The organism is Paenibacillus sp. JT31N17, from assembly GCF_056269255.1.
In genome coordinates, this window is sequence record NZ_JBWDNP010000016.1 from 119,372 (window position 1) to 133,459 (window position 14,088).

General features: G+C 52.3%; 10 protein-coding genes. 7 read left to right on the forward strand and 3 right to left on the reverse strand.

Features of this window, described 5'->3' with window-relative positions; all coding sequences use genetic code 11:
• Positions 1-8: 8 nt before the first annotated feature.
• Positions 9-821, reverse strand: a complete 813-nt coding sequence (locus AC0YOB_RS31885; protein ID WP_475796209.1) for an AraC family transcriptional regulator — start codon at positions 819-821, stop codon at positions 9-11.
• A 16-nt stretch (positions 822-837) separates the two neighbouring features.
• Entirely contained in the window at positions 838-1,596 is a 759-nt protein-coding gene (locus tag AC0YOB_RS31890) for a phytanoyl-CoA dioxygenase family protein (RefSeq protein WP_475769966.1), read from the reverse strand.
• 469 nt (positions 1,597-2,065) lie between these two features.
• On the opposite strand from AC0YOB_RS31890, the gene AC0YOB_RS31895 reads away from it, so the two are divergent.
• The gene (locus AC0YOB_RS31895; RefSeq protein WP_475796210.1) at positions 2,066-7,024 is read left to right on the forward strand and encodes an S-layer homology domain-containing protein; all 4,959 of its coding nucleotides are present in this window, start codon (positions 2,066-2,068) and stop codon (positions 7,022-7,024) included.
• A gap of 377 nt (positions 7,025-7,401) precedes the next feature.
• On the opposite strand, the gene AC0YOB_RS31900 is transcribed toward AC0YOB_RS31895, so the two are convergent.
• Entirely contained in the window at positions 7,402-7,947 is a 546-nt protein-coding gene (locus AC0YOB_RS31900) for a GbsR/MarR family transcriptional regulator (protein WP_210044678.1), read from the reverse strand.
• A gap of 316 nt (positions 7,948-8,263) precedes the next feature.
• Between AC0YOB_RS31900 and AC0YOB_RS31905 the strand changes: the two genes are divergently transcribed.
• The 6 genes from AC0YOB_RS31905 (at position 8,264) to AC0YOB_RS31930 (ending at position 13,509) form a co-directional block, all read left to right on the forward strand.
• Positions 8,264-9,088, forward strand: coding sequence for a carbohydrate ABC transporter permease (locus tag AC0YOB_RS31905; protein WP_475770050.1), 825 nt, complete (start codon positions 8,264-8,266; stop codon positions 9,086-9,088).
• A gap of 29 nt (positions 9,089-9,117) precedes the next feature.
• Positions 9,118-9,960, forward strand: a complete 843-nt coding sequence (locus AC0YOB_RS31910; protein WP_475769968.1) for a carbohydrate ABC transporter permease — start codon at positions 9,118-9,120, stop codon at positions 9,958-9,960.
• 28 nt (positions 9,961-9,988) lie between these two features.
• Positions 9,989-11,359, forward strand: coding sequence for an ABC transporter substrate-binding protein (locus tag AC0YOB_RS31915; RefSeq protein WP_475796211.1), 1,371 nt, complete (start codon positions 9,989-9,991; stop codon positions 11,357-11,359).
• Positions 11,360-11,373: 14 nt separating this feature from the next.
• The gene (locus tag AC0YOB_RS31920; RefSeq protein WP_475796212.1) at positions 11,374-12,159 is read left to right on the forward strand and encodes an HAD family hydrolase; all 786 of its coding nucleotides are present in this window, start codon (positions 11,374-11,376) and stop codon (positions 12,157-12,159) included.
• Positions 12,156-12,497, forward strand: coding sequence for a DMT family transporter (locus tag AC0YOB_RS31925; protein ID WP_379114647.1), 342 nt, complete (start codon positions 12,156-12,158; stop codon positions 12,495-12,497). Before AC0YOB_RS31920 ends, AC0YOB_RS31925 begins: the two co-directional genes overlap by 4 nt.
• 130 nt (positions 12,498-12,627) lie before the next feature.
• Positions 12,628-13,509 carry a metallophosphoesterase family protein gene (locus AC0YOB_RS31930; protein ID WP_475796213.1) on the forward strand — a complete coding sequence of 294 codons (882 nt, stop codon included), beginning with the start codon at positions 12,628-12,630 and terminating at the stop codon, positions 13,507-13,509.
• Positions 13,510-14,088 lie beyond the last annotated feature (579 nt).

Genomic DNA, 14,088 nt, shown 5'->3' on the forward strand with positions numbered 1-14,088 from the left:
CCTTTTTTCTATTCATATAACAGGGCTTCCCGCCTGATCTCGCTTGGTGTCATGCCGGTCTGCCGCTTGATCATCCGATTGAAATGGTAGACCGTCTTGAATCCGGCCTGCCCGGATACCTCGCTGATCGACAGACCCGTGCTGCGCAGCAGGCCCAGTCCCTGCTGCAGCCTGTAGCGCCACAGGTACTGAATCGGCGTTACCCCTTCGTCCCGGCGAAACAGCCGGATCAGATGCTCAGGCGACAGGCCTGCGGCGCGGGCGAGGTCATTCAGGCTCAGATTGTCTGCATATCGGATGCGGATTTCATCCTTGGTCACCAATACCGAGGGATGCTTCCGGACATTGGCGCTAATGCGCCCATGCTCCTCGAGGAAGAGCTGCATGGCGGCCCATCCCAGCGTGCGGATCACGTCCGCCTCCGGAGCGGAGCCGCTGCGCTGCAGGGCGAGCATCAGCTCCGCCAGCCGGTTCATTTCATCGGACAGCGGCAGGGCCAACGGCAGCGCGTTGAAGCCGTCCAGCAGGGAAGGAGGCAGCCCGTCAGGACAGACGTTGATCCATAGATGCAGGGTATTCCGATGGGTATCGAATTGAAAAGCTTCATGGTGGTTCGGCTTCAGCAAGGCGGTGTGGCCTGCAGGTACCGCATAAGGAGTGCCATCGATCGACACGGTCATGGAGCCGGTAATCACCAGCACCAGCTGGAGATCCTGCTGCACGCGCGGGCCGAAGGTGCCGCCGGGCGCGTAGGTGACAGAACCCGCAGCAGCACGTCGGACGTCAAACCATGAAGCGGGCTGCAATTCATCCTGATTCAATAACGCTCATCCTCCACTATTCAAGAGAATATTTTTTCTTCAAATCCTCCCGCTCAATTGTGGAATCATGGCGGATATAATGGCAGACATAGGAACGCCGCCAACGCTTAGAGCGGTTGCGGGTCGACGAATGAATCAGCAGGCTGTCGAAGAACAGGATATCCCCTTTATCCAGCACGACGGCAACCTCCCGGCTCAGGTCTACGCCTTCGACCTCGTCCGTCCAGGCCTCGTGCTCCTCCAGATTCTTCACCTTGCCGTGCGGGAGAATGCCGATCTTGTGCGAGCCGGGGATGACGTAGAGGCAGCCGTTCTCCTCGTCCGTGTATTCCATCGCCACCCAAGCGGCCGTGAGCGAGTTGGGTTCGTTGCGGATATAGTAATAATCCTGATGGGCGGCCTGACCGGGCGCTCCTGGCTCCTTGTAGAAATACATGCTCTGAACGCCGGCCGCTTCATCCCCGAGCAGCTGGGCGAGAGCGCCGCGGATAACAGGAAGCTTCATCATCTGCTTTGCGAAACCATCGTGCAGATGAGGATTAAAGAGACGCAGGGAAAAACGGTCCTTGTCTTCCACAACATCCTGTCCCCTCCTGGGCTTTGCCCATTCCGGCATATCCTCAGACAGGCGGATGCTCCGGATATGAGCATTAAAGGCATCGATCAAATCGTCGCTGGCGCTTTTGCGCAGAATGAGATAGCCGTTATCCTTATAAAATTGAAGCTGTTCCCGGGTAAGCGGGGTCAAGCGGTCAGTCGATGTGGACATATTCATGCAGGCACACTCCCTTATATCGGATTAGTCTTGCCTCTTTACGATACCTGCAAATCCCTCTTGTGGAAATGGTTGCAACCGGCATGTTTTTGTCTGAAATTGATATGGGCTGGCGCATGCTTTGAATGCGCTCTATCAAGTTCAGATTTTGTTCAGAATGTACCTGTATGATAGTTTTGAACATCTGAACCGATATACCTATGAATTATTCTGTTTCGTCATCCTTTTCTATTTTTTTGAAAATTAATTGTCGAAGTAGCTGTTTTTTTGTGGGTTTATAAGAAAAAGTTCAGATGATCTAGAATAAAATGATTCTGTAAGACTAGGATTAAGGAACTATATCTATCAGAATCGACATGGAGGGATTGTATGAGGAGGCGGAGGTAGCGAGGCTGCTTCTGGTAGAGGAGGTTTCACCGTTTTGAAGTCATATATCAAATTAAAGTCAACTGAGAGGGGAAAACAAATTTTGAGAAAGAGAACAACGAGCAAACGTATAGTCTCGCTTGTAATGGCCTTGTTTCTGCTGCTGGGAGCGGTCACGCCTTCATTTGCGGCGGAGGGAGGAGTACCTGCGGCCGGCGGTGCTACTTATTTTCAGGGTACTGATAATTGGGGAGGGGGACAAGAGGAAAGTGCTGCAGATGGAGATTTGGATTCATATACGCTTTCGGGCGGCAAACCTTCGGTAGGTTCTGCTATTTCCAATGGGAAAACCAAATATCCATTTGAGTTTAAGATCCAAGCGGATACAGAGCCGCAATCCAGCGTTTATTTGCTAATCAGGGCATATGACGTGGATGAGGAGAATGGGGAATGGGACAGAGTTTATCTTTCCAAGGATCCTTCAAATATAGCTTTGACCGCCGATCCGGGCCTTCCGTCGGGTTATACATTGCCATCCGGGGCACCTTGGAATGACGCTGTCTATAAAAAAGGATTCCCCATTGCATCTTATGTTGGGGCCTTGTCTGGAAACGATGGCATATGGAACACAACCGTATTCAAGCTTGACAAGAACCAAGTGCAAAACGGTGACAACTATGTTGGTATTTCAGTCCATCAAAACCCCTCGGGATCAGACAATTCCCCCTGGGAAACAGCGATTGACTGGGGTCAATTGGTTTTTGACGGAGGTAGCCGAGTAACGGCCGAATTAACCGACGTTCAGGTTGAAGTCATTAATGGCAAGATTACAGTAGAGACAAAGGTCGTTGGCAAGGACCCGGTTCCCGGGCAAGATTTTATCATTGAAGCAAATGTGATCGATGATGAAGGCAACAACCTGATGGCGTCGACTCAAGAAGTTTCTGAAGAGACTCTCGGAGATGAATATACGCTTCTCCTACAAAATGGACAAATAAAAACAGACGAAGAGTATACAGTCAATATCATTTTATTTGATAAGGAGAAAGAAGAGTCAGGGCCAAACAAAGACAATGAAATCCCTACTAAAGCCGAGCACATCTACTCTATGTCCACATTCGATCCGAAGGTGTCGAACATAGCGAAATCCGGCAGCCAGTATGAGCCGACTGCATTTGCCAAAGAGGAATTCAAAAGCAAATTCTCCAAAATTAATGGCGCCACAGACAACGATCTGGAAAAGGTGAAAATCGTTGCGCTGCCAGATCCGGGACTTGGCGTCCTCAAGCTTGGTGAAGCGACTGTCACCGAGGGAATGGATATCGACTATGCCCAATTGGACGAGCTGCAGTTTATCCCCAATTCGAATGGCAGCTTCGATGAGCCGGTCACATTCAAATGGAACGGGTATGACCCTGATCAAGGGAAATACTCCCAATTCGACGCTGATGTTACCATCACGCCTAATCTGGCGCCAACGGTTGATAATACGGTAATACCGGTCAACAAGGGCACTGAAGAAATTCCTTTGGGTGAAAATATTTCAGATGCATATGCCGATCCTACTGTTCCTAATGAACCTCTGACACAAGTGAAGATCGTCCATGTGCCGACTTCAGGCAAATTGGTGTATCTTCCTGATGGAGATACAGAAGAAAAAGTTGTCACAGACGGAGATATTATTTCTGCAGACGAGCTGGAATCTCTGAAATTCATTCCGGATGCAGGCCAAACCGGAACGGTAACCTTCGAATGGAATGGATCGGATGGTTTGCAGTACGCGCAGACACCTGCAACGGTTACCATCAAAATCAACACGCCGCCGGTCGTTAATCCAGTAGCTGAAACGGGACTTGAAGGGCAAAATGTTGCCATTGCGAAGAACGATTTGGGTTATGTAGACAATGACGGCGATGTCTTGACCAAAATCCGTATAACAGGTCCAAGCAGTGACAAGGGAACGCTGAAGTATAATACGGTCACTGATGCAACGTATATCGACATTCCGGTTAACAATGAAATTGATTTCAATGAATTGAACAATCTGATTTTTATTCCGGATCCGGGATTGACTATTGATGAGCCGGTTACTTTTGAGTGGGAAGGGTATGACGGCAAGCAATATTCCGAAGCGCCTGCCGCAATTGTCATTACTTATGACGGTATCCCGATCGCCAAACCGCAAACTGTAAATGTGGAAGAAGGCACGCTGTCCATTCCGATTGTGCTGATCGGGGAAGATGCGGAAAGTTCGCCTTTGACTTATAGCATTACGGTTGATCCGGACAAAGGCGAACTGCAGCAGATAGATTCCGGACATTGGATCTATACGCCGAATGAAGGCTTTCAATGGGGAGAAGATGCATTCTCATTCACAGTAACGGACGATACTTATCATCAGATAAGCTCGCCTGCCGAAGTCACCATCAAGATTCACCGGGCTCTCGACGGTTGGGTTGGCTTCAAGGGGCTGGGGGACCCGAACGTCGTTAAGGCGATTCCCGGGGAGCCGCTTCTGCTGTCTGCGGTAAGCTCGCTGCAGGCTGATTCGGTAACAGCGATTGTGAACGGCCAGCCTGTTGAGCTGACACTCGCGAACCCCGAAACGTACCTTCTGGATGGTTTCAAGTCATGGATGGACAATAATTTCGTTCTCCCGGCCGAGACGGCAACCGGCGTATACACGGTAGCCTTCGAGGCGAGAAAATCCGATGATTCCCTGCTGCCGGCCGAGCCGGAGAACAAGCTGGCGGACAATAAGTTCGAGGTTGTCGGAGTGGATCTTGCGCTAACCGCAAACCCGGATAAAATCGTGGGAGACGGCAAGTCGACTACCGAGCTGACCGCTGTGCTTAAGGATGCAGACGGCAATCCGCTTTCCGGCGTTGAGGTGGAATTCAGCGCGCCAATCGGAGAGTTTGTCGGATCCAATAAAGCCGTTACGGATGAGCAGGGTAAAGCGGTCGTAACCTATAAGTCGGCCAAAATCACCGGCATCGACGAGCAGCAAATTCCGGTTATGGCTACAGTCTACGATCCCGACAAAGGCTTGAGCGGCCGAGATCAAATTACGGTGACCTTCCAGCCCGCTACGATCAAAGGGGTCATCACCAAAGGCGATACGAACGAGCCTGTTCCCGGCGCCAGTGTGAGAGTGACGCTTGATCTGAACGGAGACGGCAAGATCGAAGCCGGCGTCGACTTTGACGGAACGGTCGTAACCGACTCCAACGGCGCTTATTCGATTCCGGTTCCCAAGGGCGATGCGGAATACGATCTGGAGGTTACGCAAACCGTGATTGTCGGCGGTATTGAGACTCCGGTAACCTTTAATCAGAAAGCTCATGTCGGTACGGTTACCGGCAGTGAGGATGAGAGCTTCGATTCCGAGAAGACCGTAACCGGTATCGTTTTGTTCCAGAAGCCGGATGGCAAAACCAGCCTGATCAGCGATGAAATGCTGGGCAAAACGAAAGTATATCTTAAGGATGCCGCCGGAAATTATGTTTCCGAGAACGGCGTTCCCAAAGCATTCGAGCTGCAAGCCCAAGGTCTGTTTAATGCAGATGGGTTGGCAGTAGGCGACTACACGCTGGAAGTCAGCTACGAGCTTGCTCCAGGCCAGGAAATCATTATCAGCCGCGGCACTGTAGGCGTTAGGGCCAACGGCGAAATGAACATTACCGAGGAACTGGTCGATCCGTACGGTACGATCACGGATGCGGTGACAGGAGCCAAGATCGAAGGTGCGAAAGTCGTTCTGCATTTTGCGGATACGCAGCGCAACAAAGACAACGGCAGAACGCCGAATGGCGAGGTTACACTGCCTCTCCTGGTGGGCTTCGACCCGAACGACAACGCGAGCCCGGAACAGCTCAGCGATGAGCATGGCTTCTATGCGTACATGGTATTCCCGGAGACGGATTATTATCTGACCGTTACAAAAGACGGCTACGACAGCTATACAAGCCCAACAATCTCGGTTGAACGGGATATCGTGAAGCATGATCTACAATTGGCTCCGGTTACTCCAGGGCCTGGGCCTGTCTACATTCCGCCAGCCGCACCTGATGTAACGCTGAATCTTTCCGTGGACAAGAACCTTGTGGAAGCAGGCGGCCAATCGACGATTACAGTCGATTACAAAAATCAATCCACAGCCCAACTGGCTGCGGGAGAAATTAAAGTAACGCTTCCCGAGGGCGTGGAAATTATTGATGCCAATGGCGGTAAAGTAGAAGGAAACACGATTTTCTGGCCGATTAAGGATCTTCCGGGTGGAGGATCGGGAAGCTTCAAGATCGTTGTGAAATGGCTTCAGCTGGATGCAAACGACGCATCATTCGACGTATCGGGCGAGTTTACTGTGAACAATAATTCAGCCGCTCCTGTAAAGGCGCAATCGGCTGTGAAAATTCAAGTATTCTCCATTGAAAAGCTGGAGCATCAGCGTTACATTCTGGGCTACCCGGATGGGCTGTTCAAACCGAACCGCTCGCTTACACGAGCGGAGCTTGCGGCGATTGTTGCCCGTCTGACGGAGAACAATCAGCTGGAGGATACGCTCAGCTTTACCGATGTGCCGGCCGATTACTGGGCGGCAAACTATATTAAAATTGCAACGAAGCACGGCTACTTCAGCGGTTTCGAAGACGGCACATTCCGTCCCGACGCTGCAGTAACAAGAGGAGAACTGGCATCGGTTATGGTGCGCTTCCTCAAGCTTGATGTAAGCAAGCCTGGGGAATTGCATTTCAACGATGTTAAAGGCCACTGGGCGGCGTCTGCGATCGAAGAATTGTATCGCAACCATTTCCTCGCCGGTTATCCGGACGGATCGTTCAGGCCTAGCAACAGCATTATCCGTTCCGAAGCGGTAACGTTGATTAACCGCATGCTGTATCGCGGACCTTTGAACGGCCTGGGTGCCATGTTCCCTGACGTACCGACAAGCCACTGGGCATTCGGAGATGTGCAGGAAGCGACTGTATCTCATGAATCGGTCCGGAATTCGGACGGCAGCGAAACATGGGAGAAAAACATCGCGGACGATGTTGAATAAGTAAAAGAAAGACCACCAAAAACCAACCTCCCTCTTGAAGGGCGGTTGGTTTTTGCCGTTTCCCGCAATATTTATTGGTCCGGTTTATAGACCTGTATTAGGAACCTGCACGTGAGGCGTTGTTTCCATACGAAAAGCCCTGGTCGGCGGATTGATCAGGGCCTTTTCAAGCATTTACCATATTGCAGTTTCTGCGGGATCCCACCCTACTGGAAACCTCCGGGATCTTCCCTATTTACCGGATTCAACAGCAACAGCTTCTAACCCGCCAGCTGTGTGGCCGCCCGGGACGAAACGCCGTAAGTGGCGCGCATTAGGAATAACCGCGTCAGCTTCAATTAATGCCGCGGCAGGCAGCATTCGGTTACCGCCCCCGGTCACTCGCTAAAATACCGCCCTGCCTGTAGATTGTTGACGAATTCCTGCAGCCATGTGTAATAGCTGAGCCCATGCCGAAGCTTGTGCAGATCCTTCAGGCACAGCTGACGCTCCTCCTCCGGCGTATCCATCGCCAGAATCAGCTCCGTCAGATCCGGAAGAACCCCGTTGATCGCCTCCGTCATCACATCCACTTCGCGCTGCAGCTTGGTCGTAAAGAAGTTCTGGAACGCGAGGAAGAAATCAGTCTCCGCAAGATACAAATCTTTGCGGTCCTCTTTCTCATCCAGCTTGGTGACCATTTTGGAGGCCATCAGCGAACGGACCGCATAGCTCATATTGCTTTTGCTCATATTCATATGGGTCTTCATCTCTTCGAGTGTCATGGGCTTGTCCTCGAAATACATAATGCCATACAGCTCGCCGAATGAATGGGTCGCGCCATACAAATCCATGGTATCCGCTATCGCATCAATGACCTTGCGGCGAAGCTCCCCGCGCTGCAGCGGCGAGCGCTCTTCCCCATCCGAAGCCGTCTGTTTCATAAGTTCACCTGCAATCGCATTGAATTCATCATGGTTCTCCTTGTATCATTATACGTTTTAAGCACAGGAATGAACATGCGGCATTTATCCTTTTTTACATGATCTTAAATTCTATTTTACACTAAGAAAACCAAACTCTACACTTTTAACTGTACAATAAATTTTGAACGAACCCACATGATAATGCGGAATGAGGGGGATAAACGAGAGAGTTACTTGTTAATGTTAAAAATATATTGAACGATTAGGAGGGGCAGATTTGAAACAATCGAAACTTGCCGCAGACGGAAAGGCACTGCTCTTCACCCTGCCGGCGATGGTTCCGCTCACGGTTTTCTGGCTCGGTCCGCTTGTGTACGCCTTCTACCTGAGCTTCACCGAGTGGGATTTCATGAGCCCGGACAAGCTGTTCGTCGGCCTTGATAATTACACGGAGCTGATCAGCAATCCGCTCTTCTACAAGGCGCTAGGGGTAACGCTGCTGTTCTGTGCCGGAAGCGTGGTACCGACCCTGATCGGCGGACTTGCCTTTGCGATGCTGCTGAACAGCAAGCTGCGGTTCTCGGGTTTGTACCGGGCGCTTATCTTCTCCCCGTGGGTGACGCCGACTGTCGCGGTCTCCATTGTATGGTCGTGGATTTTCGAGCCGGAGGTCGGTCTTGCCAACAATGTGCTGCGGGTATTCGGCTCGGATGGCATCGGCTGGTTGAATGATCCCGATTGGGCGCTCGTCGGCATCCTGATCGTTACGATCTGGAAAGCTGTCGGCTGGGCGATGGTGTTCTATCTCGTGGCGCTGCGCAATGTTCCACCGGATCTGCTGGAGGCGGCCGGGATTGATGGAGCGGGAAGCTGGCGCAGATTCATCCATGTTACGGTGCCGCTCATCTCGCCCACTACCTTCTTCCTGTCGATTGTTCTGATTATCCAATCCGTGCAGGCCTACGATCAGATTAATGTCATGACGCAGGGCGGACCTTCCGGATCCACGCGGACCTTATTGTACATGTATTATCAATCGGCGTTCGAATCCTACAATATTGGCGAAGCGTCCTCTGTAGCGGTGGTGCTTGTCATCGGCTGCGTGCTGCTCTCGCTGGCTTCGTTCACAGTCAGCCGGCGAAGCGTGCACTACCATTAATAATTAAGGGAGAAGGAGAGAGCACACCCATGACTGAGAGAAAAACAATGCCTGCCCTCACAAGGCATCTGCTGCTGGTGCTGGTCGGCGCCGTAATGGCCTTTCCTTTCTACTGGATGGTTACGAGCGGTCTCAAGACCAATGACGAGATCTGGCAGTTCCCGCCAACCTTCTGGCCGGAAGCCCCCAAATGGGGCAATTTCCTGGAGGCCTGGGAGGCGGCGCCCTTCTGGCGTTATATGACCAACAGCATCGGCGTGGCCTGTGCGATCGCATTCATTCAGGTGATCAATTCCGGCATGATGGCCTACGCGCTGACCCATATGAAATTCCGGCTGAAGGGTCTCTTGACCGCCGTGATCCTGCTTGGTTATATGGTGCCGAGCACCGCCGTATATTTGCCCAGCTACATCGTGCTGGCCAAGCTGAATCTGCTTGATTCCTACGCAGGCATGATTTTGTCCAACTGCGTCAGCGTGTTCTCGATCTTTCTGATCAGACAGGCTTTCTTGCAGGTATCTCATGAGATCGTGGAGGCCGGGCAAATCGACGGGGCAGGGCATTCGCGCATATTGTGGACCCTTCTTATTCCGCTTGTGCGTTCCTCGTTTGCGGTACTGGTGCTCATCACGTTCATTGAGCAGTACAACAATTATTTCTGGCCCATGCTCATTACCAAGAATCCGGATCTGCAGCTGGTATCGGCGGGTCTGCGCAGCTTCTTCGTGGAGGGGGGTGCTTATGGCTTGAAATGGCCGCTGATTATGGCAGCCAGCTCATTCACGATTGCGCCGTTACTGCTGCTGTTTCTGCTGACGCAGAAGACGATTATGCAAAGTGTGAATTTATCCGCGGGAGTCAACAAGGGTTAACAAAACGAATGGAGTGGGGGAAATGAACATGATAGTATTCAAAAAGGGTCTGCTGTTCACGATGGTAATGAGCTTTATCCTGCTTGCGGCATGCGGTACCGGTGGGGAAAAAACGAATAATACGGCCAATACAGCGGCCGGGAATGAGGCAGAGACAGCGGTGAACACCGAGCCTGCAGCGCCGGAAGAACCGGAAGTCAAGGAGCCGGTTACCATCGAGTTCTGGTACGGGCTGGGCGGCAAGCTGGGCGAGCATATGAAGACGCTCATCGACGAGTTCAACGCGTCCCAGCAGGAAGTCATTGTGAAGGGAATCGTCCAGGCCGATTACGCGGAGACCGAGCAGAAGCTTCAGGCTGCCATCGCCGCAGGCAAGGTGCCGGCCGCCGTTCTGGCTTCCAACGTGGATTGGGCGCGCAAAGGTTATTTTGCCCCGATGGACGATATGATTGCCCAGTATCCGGATTATAACAAAGAGGATTTCGTGCAGACCTTCCTGACGCAGGGACAGGTGGACGGCAAGCAATATTTCATCCCGATGTACGGCACAACCCAGGTCATGTACTACCGCAAGGATATGTTCGAGAAGGCGGGCATTAAGCCCGAGGAAGTCAAGACCTGGGAAGACCTTGCAGCCGCAGCCGCGAAAATGACGCAAAAGGCGGATGGCAAAACAACCGTATACGGCTGGGAGCCGATGTGGGGCTACGAGAATATGCTTGATGCCGTATTAAGCAAGGGCGGACGTATTCTCAGCGAGGACGGCAAGACGGTTATGATCGATTCCCCGGAATGGGTGGATACCTGGTCATTGTTTGGCAAGTGGATTCATGAGGACGGCATAATGGGCATTCACTCCGGCGGACAAGGCTGGGAATATTGGTACAAGACGATTGACGATGTGATGAAAAGCCAGGCGGCCGGCTATACCGGTTCAAGCGGCGACCAGGGCGATCTCGATTTTGCGCAGCTTGGGGCCATGGAGCAGCCGGGCTGGGCGGGCGTTGGCGAAGGCAAGCCTGTAGCGAATGCGATTATGGCAGGCATTCCGGCAAAAGCAAGCCCGGAGGAGCAGCAGGCGGCGTTCAAATGGTTCGCGTTCTTCAACAATGCCAAAAACACGGCATTCTGGTCGATGAACACCGGTTACATCGCAGTCCGTCAATCTGCGCTTAACGATCCCGATTTTGTGGCCTACAGCGAGCAGAATCCGCAAAGCAAAATCCCGCTGATGCAGGCGTCGCATGGCTCCGCTCCTTTCCAGGACCCAACGGGAGGCAAAATCAACGACGCGCTGAAGATTGCGGCCGACAAGGTGCAGATCGAGAATGTACCGGCGGAGAAGGCGCTTAAGGAAGCGAAGGAAACCGCGCAGAAAGCGCTGGATAATTTGAAATAGGAGTGACTTGTAAAATGCCTGAACTCATGATCCATCATCGCAGCTATGGTATAACGGGCATTTTATTCGATAAAGATGGAACTCTGCTGGACTTCATATCCATGTGGGGCGGCTGGAGCGGGCATATGATGAACAGCTTCAGAAGCAGGCTTGCGGAGCTGGGCCTGGAGCTGCCGGCGTTCGAGCCCTCCCTGTGGGGGACGATCCACAGGCTGGATGGCACGATCAGCGGCTATGACCGGGGCGGCCCACTGGCCATGGGGACGATGCAGGAGCTGTTTGCCCTGCTGATCTGGCAGGGCTACCGCCTCGGCCTGTCATGGGCGAAGTCCAAGGAGCTGGTGGAGTTATGCCGCCTGGATGCGGACGAGGAGCTGGAGCGGGTTCGTCCCGCCCGGCCGATCGCCGGGATCGTGGAATTTCTTGCGGCATGCCATGCGGAGGGTATCCCGCTTGGCGTGGTAACCGCCGATGAAACACAGGCGGCGGAGAAGCATCTGGATTGGCTGGGCATCCGGCAGTACTTCGGCGCTGTAGTCGGCACGGATCAAGTGGAGCGGGGCAAGCCATTCCCGGATATGATGGAGCTTGCCTGCCGCAAGCTGTCCATTGACACCCGGGGAGCGGCCGTGATTGGCGACACGAACGGCGATATGCGGATGGGCCGGGCCGCAGGAGCAAGGCTCTGCATTGGGCTTGGCGAAGCCGGCTCCGAGAATGCGCGGGCTGACGATTTTCCCGATGCGGATATCATCATTGGCGATTATAGGGAGCTTCGGCCGGGGGGAGGTCCAGCATGAAGACGGAGAGCAGTATAGGCTGGCTGTTTCTTGCCCTGGCGATTGCTCTGGAGCTGTCCGGCACGATATCGATGAAAATGTCCGAAGGGTTCACCCGGCTGTGGCCTTCCGTGCTGATGTTCCTCTTCTACGGAGCGAGCTTTACGTTCCTGAATTATGCGCTGCATTACATGAATATGAGCGTTGCCTATGCGATTTGGTCCGGTATCGGCATCGTCCTGATTTCGCTTGCGGGCGTGAAGCTGTTCAATGAGCAGCTTCCGCTTTCCTCTATTATATGGATTATTGTGATTGTCATTGGAGTAATCGGATTAAATATCAGCTCCAAGGTTCATTAACGGCGGTAAATATACAGGGACATATTCGAAGTGAGCAGCTTATGCTATAAGATGCACATATGAAAAGCAGCTAATGCGAAAGATGCACATCCGAAAAGCAGCCTATTTGAAAAGGAGTGCGGGCATTCCAATGAAGCGAAACGATCATAACGAAGCGGGGAAACCGCTGGTTACCTTCCAGGTCATAACAGATACTCATGTGACTGCAGATGCCGATCATGAACACAACCGGAATTTGGACAGAGCGCTAAAGGATATTATCGCCAATAGTATGGGCAGCAGCGGTATTATGCATGTCGGCGATCTGACGGATCACGGTTTTATAAAGGAATACGAGCAGCTGAACCACATCATAGAAGCGAATAAAGAAGGGCTCCCCGCAATCCGGTTTGCGGTGGGCAATCACGATGTCGCTTTTGGCGAATGGGCTTCGAGGCTAGGGAATTACACCGCATACAGCGGTATGACGGGCGCCTATCATGATCACTGGATTGATGGGTATCATTTTATTTTTCTGGGGACGGAGCAGGGGCTGAAGGACTTCTGTCATCTGACGCAGGAGCAGCTGGAGTGGCTCGATATGAAGCTGGGCGAGGAAGCCTCCGCGGACCGGCCGGTATTTGTTTTCCTGCACCAGCCGCTTATGGACACGGTGGCAGGCTCTTTGCAGGCTCAGGGGTGGTACGGCGTTGTGCAGGACAGCGAGCTGAAGCAGGTGCTGGGCGGGCATCCGCAAGCGATTATGTTCAGCGGGCATACGCATTGGCAGCTGGAAGCCAGACATACGATGTTCGATGGCCGGGGGGTTACGGCAACCATGTTTAATGCGGCCTCGGTCGCCTATCTCTGGACGGATGAGGACGAGCATCTTGCGGGCAGTCAAGGCTATTACGTGGAAGTATTCGCAGATAAGGTGCTGGTGAAAGGCCGGGACTTCGCATCAGGCAGTTGGGTGGAATCCGCGCAATTCCAGGTGGATTATCCGGCTTCTAAATATATAACAGGTATTTGATGGGCGGTGCTGACAGCATTCGGGTCAACGGGATTGAGGCGGCAGATTCGGCGGGACATCCTGCGTACGGCAGGTAAATGCCGCATCGGGCAAGTGCAGGAAACGTTCAAAAACCGGCAGCACGTTCGCGTGAACAAGCGGATAGGAAACTGGACCATGGACAGATGTGGGCCAATGGCTATTATGCCGCCTACAGATGTGCGCCGTAATGAAACGCGTTTGTGTGAAAATATGCAAAAAAGACTTCTTCCCCGTTTGGGAAAGAGTCCTTTTGATAAAACGGAATGTATAAAAAGTTAAAAAGTATCAAACTAACTGCCCTTCATAGGACCGCGATAGCGCCGTTTCTTCCTGTCTGTATAGAATTATTGGCTTCACGCTGTAATTTTTCTATAAAGTCTAAGGAAAGAAACTAACTGCCCCGTCATAGGACCGCGATAGCGCCGTTTCTTCCTGTCTGTATAGAATTATTGGCTTCACGCTGTAATTTTTCTATAAAGTCTAAGGAAAGAAACTAACTGCCCCGCCACGGGACCGCGACAACCGTTTTTCCTGCCCTTATCGTTCACATGTGGTTCT